Origin of the sequence: Peribacillus tepidiphilus (assembly GCF_009466385.1) — a bacterium.
Classification (GTDB): Bacteria; Bacillota; Bacilli; order Bacillales; family DSM-1321; genus Bacillus_BN; species Bacillus_BN tepidiphilus.
Window position 1 is genome coordinate 91,021 of sequence record NZ_WIAQ01000015.1, and the last position, 15,645, is coordinate 106,665.

The 15,645-nt window shown below is 35.5% G+C and carries 15 protein-coding genes; 8 read left to right on the forward strand and 7 right to left on the reverse strand.

Annotated features, from left to right (window positions below; genetic code table 11):
- Positions 1-302 precede the first annotated feature (302 nt).
- The 3 genes from GD441_RS09810 to GD441_RS09820 all read right to left on the reverse strand — a co-directional run bounded on the left by GD441_RS09810 (position 303) and on the right by GD441_RS09820 (position 3,513).
- Positions 303-653 carry a hypothetical protein gene (locus GD441_RS09810; RefSeq protein WP_153126181.1) on the reverse strand — a complete coding sequence of 117 codons (351 nt, stop codon included), beginning with the start codon at positions 651-653 and terminating at the stop codon, positions 303-305.
- A gap of 136 nt (positions 654-789) precedes the next feature.
- Positions 790-2,007 carry an MFS transporter gene (locus GD441_RS09815; RefSeq protein ID WP_153126183.1) on the reverse strand — a complete coding sequence of 406 codons (1,218 nt, stop codon included), beginning with the start codon at positions 2,005-2,007 and terminating at the stop codon, positions 790-792.
- Positions 2,008-2,031: 24 nt separating this feature from the next.
- Entirely contained in the window at positions 2,032-3,513 is a 1,482-nt protein-coding gene (locus tag GD441_RS09820) for a PAS domain-containing sensor histidine kinase (RefSeq protein ID WP_153126185.1), read from the reverse strand.
- 192 nt (positions 3,514-3,705) lie between these two features.
- On the opposite strand from GD441_RS09820, the gene GD441_RS09825 reads away from it, so the two are divergent.
- The 3 genes from GD441_RS09825 to GD441_RS09835 all read left to right on the forward strand — a co-directional run bounded on the left by GD441_RS09825 (position 3,706) and on the right by GD441_RS09835 (position 7,297).
- Positions 3,706-4,146 carry a MarR family winged helix-turn-helix transcriptional regulator gene (locus GD441_RS09825; RefSeq protein ID WP_153126187.1) on the forward strand — a complete coding sequence of 147 codons (441 nt, stop codon included), beginning with the start codon at positions 3,706-3,708 and terminating at the stop codon, positions 4,144-4,146.
- A 149-nt stretch (positions 4,147-4,295) separates the two neighbouring features.
- Positions 4,296-5,990: a M3 family oligoendopeptidase gene (locus GD441_RS09830; RefSeq protein ID WP_153126189.1), complete on the forward strand. Its 1,695-nt coding sequence runs from the start codon at positions 4,296-4,298 to the stop codon at positions 5,988-5,990.
- Positions 5,991-6,259: 269 nt separating this feature from the next.
- Positions 6,260-7,297 (forward strand): YkvI family membrane protein, encoded by a 1,038-nt coding sequence (locus GD441_RS09835; protein ID WP_153126192.1) that lies wholly within the window; start codon positions 6,260-6,262, stop codon positions 7,295-7,297.
- A gap of 72 nt (positions 7,298-7,369) precedes the next feature.
- Here GD441_RS09835 and GD441_RS09840 read toward each other — a convergent pair whose 3' ends face one another.
- Positions 7,370-8,020, reverse strand: a complete 651-nt coding sequence (locus GD441_RS09840; protein WP_153126194.1) for a hypothetical protein — start codon at positions 8,018-8,020, stop codon at positions 7,370-7,372.
- A 257-nt stretch (positions 8,021-8,277) separates the two neighbouring features.
- Positions 8,278-8,892 (reverse strand): CPBP family intramembrane glutamic endopeptidase, encoded by a 615-nt coding sequence (locus tag GD441_RS09845; protein WP_153126196.1) that lies wholly within the window; start codon positions 8,890-8,892, stop codon positions 8,278-8,280.
- Between the two features lie 152 nt (positions 8,893-9,044).
- Between GD441_RS09845 and GD441_RS17185 the strand changes: the two genes are divergently transcribed.
- The gene (locus GD441_RS17185) at positions 9,045-9,152 is read left to right on the forward strand and encodes a DUF6254 family protein (protein WP_225434193.1); all 108 of its coding nucleotides are present in this window, start codon (positions 9,045-9,047) and stop codon (positions 9,150-9,152) included.
- A 68-nt stretch (positions 9,153-9,220) separates the two neighbouring features.
- Here GD441_RS17185 and GD441_RS09850 read toward each other — a convergent pair whose 3' ends face one another.
- Positions 9,221-9,421 carry a YkvS family protein gene (locus tag GD441_RS09850; RefSeq protein WP_153126199.1) on the reverse strand — a complete coding sequence of 67 codons (201 nt, stop codon included), beginning with the start codon at positions 9,419-9,421 and terminating at the stop codon, positions 9,221-9,223.
- A gap of 332 nt (positions 9,422-9,753) precedes the next feature.
- On the opposite strand from GD441_RS09850, the gene GD441_RS09855 reads away from it, so the two are divergent.
- The 3 genes from GD441_RS09855 to GD441_RS09865 all read left to right on the forward strand — a co-directional run bounded on the left by GD441_RS09855 (position 9,754) and on the right by GD441_RS09865 (position 13,791).
- Positions 9,754-11,490 carry a methyl-accepting chemotaxis protein gene (locus GD441_RS09855; protein WP_191992142.1) on the forward strand — a complete coding sequence of 579 codons (1,737 nt, stop codon included), beginning with the start codon at positions 9,754-9,756 and terminating at the stop codon, positions 11,488-11,490.
- 153 nt (positions 11,491-11,643) lie between these two features.
- Complete coding sequence (locus GD441_RS09860) at positions 11,644-11,838, forward strand: hypothetical protein (protein WP_153126203.1); 195 nt, start codon at positions 11,644-11,646, stop codon at positions 11,836-11,838.
- 90 nt (positions 11,839-11,928) lie between these two features.
- A complete protein-coding gene (locus GD441_RS09865) occupies positions 11,929-13,791 on the forward strand; it encodes a CapA family protein (RefSeq protein WP_191992143.1) in 1,863 nt (620 codons plus the stop codon).
- Positions 13,792-13,862: 71 nt separating this feature from the next.
- Here GD441_RS09865 and GD441_RS09870 read toward each other — a convergent pair whose 3' ends face one another.
- Entirely contained in the window at positions 13,863-14,330 is a 468-nt protein-coding gene (locus GD441_RS09870) for a sigma-70 family RNA polymerase sigma factor (RefSeq protein ID WP_153126207.1), read from the reverse strand.
- Positions 14,331-14,595: 265 nt separating this feature from the next.
- On the opposite strand from GD441_RS09870, the gene GD441_RS09875 reads away from it, so the two are divergent.
- Entirely contained in the window at positions 14,596-15,336 is a 741-nt protein-coding gene (locus GD441_RS09875; protein ID WP_153126274.1) for an SDR family NAD(P)-dependent oxidoreductase, read from the forward strand.
- Positions 15,337-15,645 lie beyond the last annotated feature (309 nt).

Here is a 15,645-nt window from a genome sequence, read left to right on the forward strand (position 1 = left end):
ATTGCAGAGATGGCAGTGGGGATTTTTGATTGAATACAATGATGTTGTTTTATGCAAGCATCAAGAACTGGGCGGGATATTAAATAACGGAGGTATTATTCAAGTAATGTGGGATCAACGGAAATACAGGGTTGTTAGTCAAGAAATCAATTTGATGACTAAAAAATTGTAAGAAAAAGTATCGAGGTTATAGAAGATTTTGTAATAGGTTTACATCGTATGTATGATATTTCACAATTATAGGGAAAAAAGAGAGACGTTTCATCTCAGAATAAATAAGTGGAGTTTTTTATCTGTATAGATTAACTGATTTTTTGAGAAAAGGAATTTATGAGGTTGTCACTTTTTGCACATGTTTCAATTGTTCGAGCGAATTCAATGGCTTTTTGTATGCAGCGATGTGGGGGTGAAGCGTAGTAAGGATCGTTCCATTTAAATGAACCCTCTGAGTTTGCAGGATAGACTATGACTCGCCATACATAAAAATCTGAATCTGGATTTTCTGGTTCGCCTTGAAGGGCAACAAGCCAATGTGTCAATAACATCCTCGAATCATTTTCTTCGCCAGCTGTTTGGTACGTATTTTGGTCGTTTACTCCCATAGGTATCATGGATTTTTGATAATATTCTCTGTAGCTTGGGGAAAGTTTCATGATGTGCACTCCTTTCCACATTTAATATGCAAATCCTCCTAATTTTATTATATGTGATTTTTGTAGAAAGAAGTATATAGAATTGTTAAAATTTTTAGAATTTATATTAAAGCACTTCATACAAGGAGGAAGTGCTTTAATACCAATTTCTAATTACCTTATCAGATGGCAGCATAAGACTTAATAAACCAAGTAGAGGTAAGTAGCCCACCGCTTGGATCGTTTGAACTAACCCAATGGTATCTGCCAGGGCTCCAAGGAGCACTGAACCGATCGCTCCCATGCCAAACGCTAAACCGACTGTTAAGCCAGACATTGTTCCAACCTTGCCTGGTATTAGCTCCTGAGCGTAAACAACGGTTACTGAAAAGCTGGACATTAAAATGAAGCCAATGAAAAAAAGAAGGATCAAAGTCAGTTGCTCTTGCACATAAGGTAAAAGAATGGTCAATGGAGCTGAAGCAAGCAAGGAAATCGTAATAATGTTTTTCCTGCCAAATCGATCAGCTAGCGGGCCACCGAGCAAAGTGCCTAAAGCTCCTGCAGCTAAAAAGGCAAATAAGTATATTTGAGCTTTTTCAATGCTAAAAGAAAAGGATTCAATCAAGAAAAAAGCAAAGTAATTGGTTATACAGGATATATACCAAGATCTTGCAAAAATTAGGAAAAGAATAATAGCAAGTGCTTTTTTAATGGTCGGTGTAATTTTGAATGGTTTTTGGTCATTGCTTTTTCTCTTAGTATGGTTCATTGTAACCTGATGAGAATACCATCTTGCAATGTAAACGAGTAGCAATACAGCAATAAAAGCAACTGGCGCAAACCATAAAGCTCCGATTTGCCCTAAAGGTACCAATATAATTGCAGTAATTAATGGTGCTAATGCTTGACCTGTATTCCCTCCTACCTGATAGATGGACTGGGCAAGTCCTCTTCTCGTTCCGGCAGCCATAAAGGCAACCCGTGATCCTTCAGGGTGAAAAATAGCAGAACCGATACCGATCAAAATGACCGAGAAGATGACAGTCAGATAGTTTGGTGCTAGAGCTAAAAGTACGATTCCAATTAATGTACTAGTTAACCCAAGTGGAAGTGCATAGGGCATTGGCTTTTTATCGGTATACCAGCCAACAGCCGGCTGCATGACAGAAGAAATCATACTCAATGCAAACCCAATAAAACCTAATTGGGTGTAGGATAAAGCCATTGAACGTTCTATGATTGGAAACATGGCAGGTACAACTGCTTGCAGCGAATCATTTAATAGGTGACAAAAGCCAATGATAAATAAAAAACGATAGGCTGTAACAGATTGAGGTGAATGATTTTTTAATTGAAGTGCAGTGCTTTTCATTATGCTAGCTCCTATTCCAAATGATCATTTTACTAGTGGTAATACGATTTTCACAGTTGTCCCGATCCCTGGTTCACTCATCACATGAATGTGCCCATTGAATTGCCGGATGATTCTTTGACAAATATACAGACCTAGACCTGTACCGTTTTCTTTGCTTGTAAAAAAGGGCTGAAATATTTTTTGCAGGGTATCTTTTGTCATGCCAATTCCATGGTCGCTGATTTGAATGATGGCTTGATCATCATTTTGAAATACACAAATCTCTACGAGATCCCCAACCTTTGATGCTTCAAAGGCATTTTTTACAATATTTAGAATAACTTGCTTCAATTGATCCTTCACACAATAAACATAGGTTAATTCCTTACAGTCAACTTGCTTTACATTTATGGTGTAAGAGGATGCTTCTGCAAGAATAATAGGTTTTAGTTCATGTATTACTTTGCAAATATCGACTTTATTGAGCTCCTGAATGGTCGGTCTGCCAAGGATTAGAAATTCATTTACAATGTTATTAATCCTTGTTATTTCATTTTGAATGACGGAAAAATATTTCTGATCCTGTTTATCTGTATATTTTTCGCTTAAGAGCTGAACTAACCCTTTGATCCCTGTTAGTGGATTTTTTATTTCATGGGCAGTTGTTGCAGCTAAGGTTCCAACCGCTTCTAGCTTTTGCTTCTCATATTGTTCTTTTTGTTTTTTGGTTTCTTTTTTCAATAAAAAATACTTCACAGAAAGAAAGATAATATGAAAAATTACGAGAGTAAGAAAAACGGTACTAATGAAATTTCGTTTATCTATACCCTGGTGATTTTTTGCATTTACCAAGTGAATCGTCCATGAAGCATTGTTTAGAGGGATAAATAAATGAGTGTTTTTGTTCTGTTTTTTTAAGATAGCTAGTTTTCTAGTTGCTCGATCTGTAATCGAAATATTATATTCAGGTGTAATCTGGCTCATGATGTTTTCGATATAATCTAATCGAAGCCTGCCGACAATAAACCCTTGAATATCTCCTTTTTCATTAAAGACAGGAGATCCGATCGATAAGAAGGTTTGATTTTTTTCATTCCATTGCTTTTGATCAAGGACAATCGACCTTTTCGTTTGGTGAAGAAGATTCAATGTTGGTGCTTTAAGTAATCGATGTCCTTCCCATTTGGAAGCTGTAGAGGTAATAACGATCCCTTTTTTATCAACGTAAAACAGGTTTTCGTATCGATTCTCAGACTCTTTTGTTTTTTTAAGAAGTTTAGAGATATTATTTTGTGCGTACTGTTTATCTGCCACGACAATGGCAATGATATCTAGACGGTTCACTGTTTCAAGGATTAATGTATCAAGGTATTGCTGGTGAACGATGCCGTCCTGTTTCATTTGGTGAAGCAATTCCTTTTGGGATGCTATTTCAGAAAAATATGTATAGCTGATACTCACTATTATGGAAGGTATTACGACAAGCAGAATATAGAGTAAAACATTTCGTTTTATTTTCGACATAGTACATCTCTTTCTCTAATAATAGTAAAAGTTAACAATTTTATTATAACAAAGCTTTTCGTTTGATACATGATAGGAAAAGCGAAATTCCCATGAAATGAATGTATTTGACAATGAACGTCTATTTCTTTAAAATATTTTTGAATTCAAGATATTTGAGTTTTGTTGGTTACAAAACAAGGTGGTGCCATAATGAGTTCTGATTCGATTCAGCAATCACTCAAACTATTCATTGTATTATCGAGGGCGCACAGATCCATAAATGACTTAGTAAATCAATTTATTGCCCAACATGGGTTGAATCCTACTGAATTTGCAGTGTTGGAATTACTCTATCACAAGGGTGATCAGCCACTACAGCAAATCGGAGGAAAAATATTACTGGCAAGCGGAAGTATTACATATGTGGTGGACAAGCTTGAGAAGAAGGAGTTCCTTATTAGGGTTGCTTGCAAAAAGGATAGAAGAGTCACTTATGCCCGAATTACAGAAAAAGGAAAAAAATTTATTCGTGAAATTTTTCCCGAACATGAAAAAAGAATTGATGAAATTATGAACGTTTTAACTCCTGAAGAAAAAGCAACAGCTATTGAATTATTAAAAAAAATAGGTTTGAATGCCGTTCAATCTTAAATAAAGGCCGGTTCAAAGAATCTGGGTATGATTTTTGAACCGGCCTTTTTTGTTGTTTTTTCATTATTGTTGTTGATTGATAGTAAAAAAGGAGATTTTCCAAATAAAATCGAAATATAATATGAATGATAAAGGAGAGTGATTTTTTCATGAAGTTCCAAGATTATGTGTATGAAAGGCCCAAAATGGATGTTATAAAGGCAGAATTCAATAAGGCACTAGTAAAATTTAAACAAGCGGATCATTTTGAACAACAGGATGAGGCAATGAAAGAAATCAATGCGATTCGCCGCAACGTGAACACGATGTTCACACTTTGCTACATCCGGCATTCAATTGATACGAATGATGAATTTTATAAAAAAGAGCAGGAATATATAGATGAAGTGCAACCCGAGGTCGATGAGTTAGTCACTCAATATTATCAAGAGTTGATTAACTCAAAATTTAGGAAAGAGTTAGAAGATAAGTGGGGGAAACAGTTATTTGATTTGGCTGAATGTCAAATCAAATCGTTCAGTCCTGAAATTATTCCTCTCATGCAAAAAGAAAATAAGCTGACTACTGAATATTCCCAGCTCGTCGCTTCTGCCAAAATATCATTTGATGGGGAAGAGAAGACTCTTGCTCAAATTGATCCGTATACGGAGTCCATTGATCGTGAAACAAGGAAGAACGCTGTAGAAGCAAAGTTTCAATTTTTCAAGGATCACGAGGAAAAGTTTGACCGGATTTTCGACGAGCTGGTAAAGGTCCGTCATGAAATGGCTTTAAAGCTTGGATACAAAAACTTTGTTGAATTAGGCTATAACCGGATGCAACGTACGGACTATAATGCAGAGATGGTCTCTAATTTCAGAAAACAAGTAGAAGAATACATAGTTCCGATCGTTTCATTGTTAAAAGAACGTCAGCAAAAACGTATCGGTGTTGAGTCATTAAAATTTTACGATGAAGGATTCAAATTTAAGAACGGGAACGCAAAGCCTAAAGGCGGTCCAGAGTGGATCATTGAAAAAGGAAAGAAAATGTATAAAGAACTATCGAAAGAAACGGATGAATTCTTCCATTTTATGATTGAACATAACTTAATGGACCTGGTTGCGAAAAAAGGGAAGGAAAGCGGAGGATACTGTACATTTATCGATCAGTATGAAGCCCCATTTATTTTTTCGAACTTCAATGGAACATCAGGAGACATTGATGTACTCACGCACGAAGCAGGGCATGCATTCCAGGTATATTGCAGCCGAAATTTTGAAATACCTGAATATATTTGGCCTACTTCTGAATCCGCCGAAATCCATTCGATGAGTATGGAATTTTTCACATGGCCGTGGATGGACCTGTTCTTTGAAGAGGATACGGATAAATATAAGTTTGCGCATCTTAGCGGTGCTTTAATCTTCCTGCCTTATGGTGTAGCTGTGGATGAATTCCAGCACATTATTTATGAAAATCCGGACATGTCACCTATGGAACGTAAACAAGCCTGGAAACAGCTTGAGGAAAAATATTTGCCGCACAGGGACTACGATGGTTTGACATATCTTGAAGAAGGTGGATTCTGGCAAAGACAAGGGCATATTTATTCTACTCCTTTTTACTACATTGATTATACGCTAGCCCAAATTTGCGCTCTTCAATTCTGGAAGCGTTCCAGGAAAGACAAAGAAAAAGCATGGTCAGATTATGTGAACTTGTGTAAACAAGGTGGAAGTCAATCCTTCCTCGGACTTGTCAAAACAGCGAATTTGATTTCTCCGTTTGAGGACGGCTGTGTGCAGTCAGTTGTCGGTGAAATTGAAAAATGGCTGAATGATGTAGATGATGAAGCGCTTTAATTGAGTAATTGACTCGAAATAGAGCATGTCTCTGTTTTGAATCTTTTTTTAGCTGACCTGGTTAAGAAGGTCATTTTTATTATGAGTTAAATTATTTTGATCGAGTGAAAAAATGGTTCATTGTTTGGCAGCAATATTACCATATTATGTGACAATCTTTACAAAAAAAAATCCCTCTAGCACAAAGGGGTATTATTAAAAGACAAGAGTAAAGGCTTGTCTATTTATCTTACCTACCTCATATACTTTTTATATGAGGGGGAGAGGAAATGAGGTCAAGGTGGACAGAAGCCTTTCAAATAGCTGCAGTTTATGTTGGAACAGTGGTTGGAGCAGGGTTTGCAACTGGTAAGGAAATCGTAGAGTTCTTTTCAAAGTATGGGTTTCTTGGAGTAATCAGTATTTTGATAGCAGGCTTACTATTTATCAAGCTTGGAACGAAGCTAATGCTGCTTTCAGCCAACATTGGGGCAAGGTCGTATGAAGAACTGAATGCCTATTTATTCGGGAAAAAAGCAGCTGTATTTATCAATCTCCTTTTTTTTATTATGTTGTTAGGAGTAACTTCTGTGATGCTGTCTGGGGCAGGAGCGGTTTTTGAGGAACAGTTAGGAATTTCTAAATTAAAAGGAGTTTTACTGACTGTTGTCCTGTCGCTATTCATTCTTACTAAAGGCATTAAAGGCTTATTTGCAGTCAATTCTTTTGTAGTACCTATTATGATTTTTTTTAGTGTCATAATGTGTATGTTATCGATTACTCATTCTCAGTTTTTTACTAGTTTTTTACATATTCCTGAAAATATAAGCCATTGGAAATTTGTTTTAACGCCGTTTTCATATGCAGCCTTTAATCTTGCATTGGCCCAGGCTGTTCTTGTACCAGTAGCTTATAATGTAAAAAATGAAGGAGTTATCAGATATGGAGGGATTTTAGGGGGAACACTTTTGGCACTGATCTTGCTTTGTTCCCATGCTGCACTTGTTAATTTACCTAATTTTAGCGAATTTAATATTCCAACTGCGGAAATTATGAAAAAACTGGCTCCTCAATTTTATTGGATTTATGTATTCATCATTTACGGTGAAATTTTTACATCTATTATAGGGAATGCATTTGGATTAGAAAAACAAGCAAGTACATATATTACGGTAAAGCCTCTGATTATATTTGTTTCTATTTTTATCATTGCCATTGTAATCAGTCGAATACAGTATGGCGTCCTATTATCGATTTTGTATCCTCTTTTTGGCTATATTAGTCTCTTGTTCTTATTTCTGCTTTATTGGAAAAGTAGGAATAGGTGACCACATATGATTAACATAGGAAAAGGGTTAGCCTACGTCTGAACTTTGAAGACTAGGCTAACCCTTTCATTGTCATTGATTTCTTTCGATTGTTTTGGCCATTTCCATAAAAGCTTGTCTGTAATCAAGGCCCTTTTTTGTAAACATAGTGACCTTTAGAGGGTTCTTTTCGTTCTTAAAAAGGACGGCAGTCATGATTTCTTCTTCGTTGGAAGCTTGGAAGGCAGCAGACTGATCAGCCTTGAGAAAATCCTCTTTTGCTTCTTCAACATGATTAGAAACAGCCTTTAGCTGAGCCTTTGTGGTGCTTTCCTCAGCTGTCCAATCAGTATCTTCGGACAACAATTCAATCCTCATAAAAACGTCATCATGTTCTTTTAAATAGAGAATGTCCTTCATAGGTTCTTCCGATGTTAATTCGAATTGTGGAAGAACATACATGGAATAACCTTGATTATCACTGTTTGTTAGAAAAGCAGTCTCTTCTATTTTTTCACCGTTGATTGAATAGGTCAGGTTTTGCTCCATTAATCGGATCAATTCATCATCCGTTGATGGGGTGTCTTTCTCTAAAGAACCATTTTTAGTATTTGTTTTATCTTGTAGGTTTTGTTCAGCTGCTGAATTCTCATGAACTTGTTCTTTTGTTGCGTCATTTGCCCCACAAGCGGACAAAAGCAAAGCAGAGATCCCAATGACGGTGAAAAATTTCAATTTTCTCATATAAGCCCCTCCAAATCTTTCTTTAAACGATTGTAGCAACTTTTGAATATCCCAATCAATATAGATGGCATATAAGGTGAAAAGTTATCATGCACTAACTATGTATGGGTTTAAAGGGATTATATAACATTTACTATAGATTGTAACCTATGTTACGTCATAAAACAGTGACAAAAAAATGCAAAATGGCCAAGCAGAAAATAGTGATGATTCATCATATAGGTGGTAATGCCTGGCCTAAAGGTTTTGATTGAAGCTTACAAAAAGGGGAATATATACAACAGCAATAAATCGAACGTCAAGTGAGAAATAATAACTAGAGGCAGACTTTTTTTCCATTCATACAAAAAGCTCCAAAATAGTCCAGCAACAAACCCTGCTACTAGCAATGCCTTATTTCCGCTGTATATCAAGGGTAAAGTGTACATGAGTGCGGATAGGGGAATGACCCATTTTTTATGAAAGAGACGCGAGATCCTTTTATGGATAAACCCTCTCCAGAATATTTCTTCACCTGGGATGATGATGAATAGTAGAACGACATATTGCCATATCATCTGAGGAGCATAAATATTATATAATTTTGCTACATCATTCACTAACGGTGAAATATCGAAAAGCTTCATAAGTTTATATCCAATCCAAAAAACACTATATAAAAGGGCTCCAGATAAAACTCCGTATAAAAGGTATGGTAAGATGGACAGCTCATCATCCATTCTTTCAGATAAGATGGCAATACTGACTAAGAATAAAATAGTTGCAGTAAAAATATACCAAAAAACTGCTTTATCATCATACGTAATATTTAGTAATATGTGGGCACAGATTAACCCTAAGAAAAGGCGAAGATCTGCCACATTTTTTTTCATATCTAAAGCTCTCCCTCCTTATCAAACAAAAATAATTGTAACAGAAAAAATGATAGAAATTAAAGAGACTAAGTGTTACAGGGAAAAATTGCATAGCGAATAAATTTTTGTCTATCTCACAAATTAAGAAGACAAAGAAAGGAGTGAGGAAAATGTCAAAATCGAAAAGAGAAAAAGAACGTGTTTGGACTGTTAGAAAGCAAGACCAAAAGCCGCACGGAAAAATTAAATCTCTTAAGGAGTTGGATGAAAAGGAATAAGAAAGGATGGCATAAAAATAGGCTGATCGAAGTTCATATTTTCGATTCAGCCTTTTATGCTTATTAATCTAGCATTTACCTGTGGGTACACTTTCATGAATGATTTTATAATTTTTATGATTGACTACTGTCTTTTGTTCAAGCTCTAAGTCACGATAATTCTCCATATAAGTTAAATCAACAATCACTGAATTTTCATTAACTTTTTCGACAACGCCCTGGAGACCTTCCTTGAATTCTATTACATTTCCAATTTCAGCTATTTTCATTAGCCCCACATCCTTACTTCTATTTTAACCATCAAAAAAAACATACTTTTGTCAATGATCAAAAAATTAAACATTTATTATACAGTTTGCACTATTATTCCATATTCGTAAAGAAATTTTTAATAAAATATGTAAAATGTATTTCGGAAATGGAAAATTATGAGTCCTCATCCATAAAAATTATAAAAAAAATTTTTCAAAAAACGTTGATTTAATAATTTTACACTATTACAGTGTTATTTTTCGCAATATTCCTAATCTTGAATAAGTAGTTTGTCTACTTTAAAATTTATGTGTATGATTGTTTGGACTTATTTATGAGAGGTGGAAAAATGAAGCTTTCGATTAAGAAAAAAATGATTCTGATGTGTTTAATGCTATTAATAATCCCTGGGTTAATAATAGGTACAATCGCTTTTTATATCTCAAAGCAAGAATTAAATACATTAGCTGAGACAAGCTTAAAAAATGATGTGAATTTTGCATTGAAGATGATTAACATTGCCCAAGAAAAGGTTGAGTCTGGAGAGCTGACCTTAGAAGAAGCTCAGGAAGCTGTGAAGGTTCAGCTGTTAGGAGAAAAGGGCAAGGATGGAAAAAGGTCCATAACAAAAGATATTGACATTGGTGAAAACGGTTACTTATATGTGGTGGACGATCAAGGTACTCTTTTGATGCATCCAGTGATTGAAGGAGACAATTTATATGAAACGAAAACAGCAGAAGGCTTTTATTTCATGCAGGATATTATCAAAAAAGCCAATAATGGCGGTGGTTTTACAAAATATGATTGGGCACTTCCAAATGATCCAGATACTTTGGCTCCGAAAATCGTGTACGCAAAAAAAGATCCGAATTGGCAATGGGTTGTGGCATCAGGTACATATATGATGGATTTTAATAGTGGAGCAAATAAAATATTGTATATTCTTGGTATTACCTTGCTCCTTTCTAGTATCATTGGCTCTATTTTCGTCATAATATTTGCACGTCACATTGGTTTGCCGATTAGGAAAATTGCTGAACAGGCAAGCAAAGTGGCTGAGGGAGACCTAAGTGTTTATGAGCTTTCTGTAAAAAATAACGATGAAGTTGGTCAATTAGCAAAAGCCTTTGGGATCATGACTTCTAATTTAAGGAAGCTTTTAGTGGATGTGAATGAGTCTTCCCTACTTCTAGCTGCCTCTTCACAACAGCTTAGTGCAAGCAGTGAACACACGAGCAAAGCTACTGAAGAAATATCCAATTCAACCATCCAGCTTGCTGCTGGTGCTGAAGAGCAGTCTGTAAAAATGAATTCAGTAAAAAATCAAACGGTAGACATTTCAAATATGCTCACGAACATTCATGATGGCATTAAAACCATGCAACAATCTGCTTTGAAATCTACCCAATCTGCTGAACAAGGAAATATGCTTGTCAAAAACGGAATGAACCAAATGAATATTATTGCTGATAATACAGAAAAAATGGTAGGGATCGCTAATGTATTGCATGAAAAATCAACAGAAATTGGTGAAATTCTCAATCTGATTACGGCCGTAGCAGATCAAACCAATCTACTGGCTTTAAATGCTGCGATTGAAGCGGCAAGAGCAGGTGAACACGGAAGAGGCTTCGCTATTGTTGCAGATGAAGTGAGAAAGCTTGCTGAGCAATCCGGCCAAGCAGCGTCTGATATAGGAGAACTAGTTCAATTAATTCAGGAAGAAACAAGAAAAGCTGTAGAAACGATGCAAAAAGGAAAAGAATCTGTATTAGCTGGGAAAGAAGTGGTCGACCAAGCTGGAGAGGCTTTTATGGAAATCTCAAGTTCCATTTCAAGTATTTCAGGACAATCCCATTCGATTTCTGAAGCAATGGAGCGAATGAACGAGATCATGAAAGAATTAGTTGAATCTGCAGAAGAAATCACAAGAATATCCAATGATTCACATGAGTACACTCAGCATGTTGCCGCTGCTACAGAAGAGCAGACGGCAGCTATAGAGGAAATCTCAGCATCAGCAGAAAGCTTATCTAAATTAGCAGAGCATTTGCAATCCCAAATTCAAAAATTTAAACTTTAAGATGTACGTATTTATAAAAGAGGTTGACACAATATCACACCTTTCATTTTCATGTAACAAGTGAGTAGAAAAAATAGCATTCACATTGTAAGATGATTGAAAGATGTTGCTGTAGTCAGCCTCTTTTATATTTTTTAGGAAAGGATGGTTTTCATGGAAAAAAGTTTGATCCAAGAAATATTAAACAAGCTGGCTTCAGGTGAATTAAATGAATATACCGTTAATAAGGAAGATTTTCTTGAATTCCGAACAGAGCTTGTGAAACGCCAGGATTTTAAACATTTTCGTGGTATTGCTCAACACGGTGGGAAAGTCACCTATCAATATATGGAGAAACCTCGTAGTTAAATAGAAGGAATTTCTATTGAAATCCGCATTTCGACATTTTTTTTATAATAACTACTGTAAAATGAGTGGAAAACATATAGGGGGATGGGAATGCGGATCGGAGGGAAATCAGTAAAATACATGGTATTATCGCTTTTTGTGGTCATATTAGTTGTATCACACTTGACCATCTCAAAAGCAGATGAGACAAAATATTTTACTACTTTAGAAAAAGTGAAAATATATAGTGCTCTTCAAGGAAAGTTACAAGTGCTAGGTCATCTCAATAAAAACGAAACCTTTCGAATCCTTAAAGAGCACTCTAATCATTTTGAAATGGCTTTTGGAAATTCAGTAGGTTTTGTCGAAAAAAAATATGTAAAAGGCTCCTCTATTGACAATTATTCATACCATTCATTGCCTTCCAAAAATCAAAGACTTATCATAATCAAAACTCAAGCTCCGATATATTTTGACACGAACAGCTCATCTCATAGAATAGGAGAGTTGAATAGGGACACTTCTTTAGCCTTCGAAGAAAAAACAGGTGATTTTTATAAAATTTTGCTGGGTGGAAGACTGGGTTATATTGATGCAAAAAATGCTTCACTTCCCTTCGATCAACAGACAAAATTTTTCTCTGTCGTTGATTCGAATACCCCGTTTTATTACAAAATGAATGGCAAGTATAAAAAAGCTGGATACCTTATAAAGGGACAACAATATGTAAGAACTGGTGAATTAGATGGATATCATGTAGTACAGATTGGGGATAAAAAAGGCTATGTAGGCAAAAAGGGAACATACCGTGACGAAGAAGCTCTATTTGCAAATGGAAGGATCAATGGGAAAAACTTGGGTGTTATTGAGTTAAATAAAAACGCTAAAGTGTTTGATTTGTCCACGAGCAAGCCAATTGCTTTTGCAGAATTTCAAAAAGGGGATCGGCTCCCGTTTATAAAGCTGCATAAAAGCTACTATGGAGTAAATGTATTTGGACGGCTTGGATACATTGAAAATAGTAATATCATAGATTTATACGCTCCAATCAAGATTTCTTTTGTCGGGGATATGATGATGGATTGGTCTGTAAAAACAGCAATGAAAAAGAAAGGAGTCAACTTTCCTTTTCAATTTGTAGCCCCTGAATTGAAGAAAAGTCATTTAACGGTAGCCAACCTCGAGACTGCGATTACAACGAGAAACTCTCCTTATCCAAAGACGTATAATTTTAAGTCAGACCCCACTTCAATTTCTGGCTTGAAGAATGCCGGTATTGACTTGGTATCATTGGCTAATAATCACACGATGGATTATAAAAAAGAAGGCTTGTCAGATACGATGCACTATTTAAAGAAGGCAAACATGCCATATGTAGGTGCTGGTAGCAATGCAACTGATGCAAATAAGCCATATGTAAAAATAATAAATGGGAAAAAAATCAAATTTATGGCTTTTTCCAGGGTGCTTCCAGATGCAAGCTGGAAAGCAGGGAGCAAAAGCGCGGGTATTGCCGATGGGTATAATCTAGAAGACATGTTGAGCCGTATCAAAAAAGAGAAAAAGGACAGTGAATTTTTGTTTGTGTATATTCATTGGGGGAAAGAAAAAAGTGAAAAATCGGAGAGCTATCAAAGGACTTGGGCGAAAAAAATGATCGATGCCGGAGCGGATGGAATTATCGGAAGTCATCCTCATGTCCTGCAGGGCTTCGAATATTATAAAGGGAAACCTATTGCCTATTCTTTAGGGAATTTTTTATTCCCTGATTATGTAAAAGGAAATACTGCCCAAACTGGTATTTTGCATCTTGAAATAAAGTATAAGACCGTAAATATGGGTTTTTCGCCATATTACATTTATAAAAATCAAATCATAGCACAAGATGCTCATACTAAAAGGAAAGTATGGAGTAAGCTTCAAGGAATTTCCTATGGAGTTCAAATAAATTCTGGGAATATCATTGTAAAATAATAGAAAGGTGACTCTTGATTCCTTGTTGGATTCGAGAATCACCTTTTTTTCATAAAAAGAGAAGTGGAGCTTTACGTTTTATGTTTTCTCCTTAGTTTTTTTAATGCTCCTTTCCTCCAAGATTTTACGGTTTCGTTGCTGACATTATATTTTTTTGCTATTTGTTCGATTGATAAGTCTTCAATAAAATGATGAAGGATCCAACAAAGCTGTCGATCTGTCAAATCTTCACCATAACTTTTCAAAATTTCGTAGGGAAAATAATGATCACACATCGGTGAACCTTCTATAAGGACATAGGAAGTAGGCTCATATAAAACTAGTTTATCATCTATACGCTTTTCTTTTTGCAAAGCATTTAAAATTCTTCCTCGTATCATGTTGTAGCTAAAAGTGACAAAAGAAGCTTTACTGATTTCGAATTTTTCATATGCCTCCCATAACGCTATCAAACCTATTTGATAATAGTCTTCTTGATTCTTGTAAATGCGTAAAGAATGGATAATTTTGTAGACCATAGGAGAATATTGCTTAACCATTTCATTAAAATTTTCCACCTTATCCTACTTTCTAAAACGCGTTTTCAGTTATTCCCGGGTATTTTTACTATAAAAGATTCAGAAAATGTTGTAGATTTTAGAAAATAATGTTTTTAATAGAAAAAGTGTGAGGTTTTGAATAATTTACTAAGAAAAATGGCTCAATTATAGGTAAGAAGGCAACAAAAATTTATTTTTTGTATAAAAACAAAAAATTCCGAAAAAAGTTACACTTTATAGAAATCAGTAAGAAAAAGAGGTGGGTATCGTGTTTAAAGATAAAGTTGTTGTTGTTACTGGTGCTGGTCAAGGAATTGGGAAAGGAATTGCGAAAGCATTTGCTCAAAAAGGAGCTCATATCATTCTGGCCGATATTAATGAGGAGGAAGGAAAGAAAGCTCTTCAGGAAGTTCAATCAATTAAGGGTTCGGCTTTATTTTTTCCTCTAGATGTTAAGAAAGAAGCCGATTTTAAACGATTATTCCAACATGTGGCCAAGGTTTTTGGCAAGATCGATATTTTGATCAATAATGCTGGCGTTTCAAGATTTAAGCCTTTGATGGAGCTATCAGTTGATGAATGGGATGAAATCATCCATACAAATTTACGTAGCGTATTTATTGGTTCAAAGGAAGCAGCGAAAATCATGTCAGACGGGGGGAGTATAATCAATATTGCTTCGACCCGAGCATTCATGTCAGAACCGAACTCTGAAGCCTATGCAGCCTCTAAAGGAGGAATGATTGCATTAACACACGCACTAGCGGCATCCTTGCAAAATAAAAAGATACGGGTAAATAGCGTGAGTCCAGGTTGGATTCAGACCACAGATTATGAAGCATTAACAGACAAGGATCATGAACAGCACTGGTCAAAAAGAGTCGGAAAACCGGAGGATATCGCGAAAGCCTGTTTATTTCTGGCTGATCCTGAAAATGATTTTATCAACGGTCAAAACATCATTGTAGATGGTGGTATGACGAAAAAAATGATATACGAAGAATAAACATTTTCTTAACAACAAAATAAAAACCATAACCACGAATAATGAGCAATAAAGATTGGAAGGTATAATCGTTACCTTCCTATAGGTTACAGAGTATAGATGGGACGATGATTATAATTCTAAATCCATTCAAGGACTATAATTGAAAAAAAAACGGATTACCTAAACAATGGGAAATGATTGTTCAGGGTAAGCCGTTTTCCGCTTTTCTTATTCACTTTGGCTTCTTATCATTTTGGAGTAGGTTTTTACTTCTTTAAGAATCAGTTCTTCTAGTGAACATTTACAAACCGTATATGAGTTGAATTC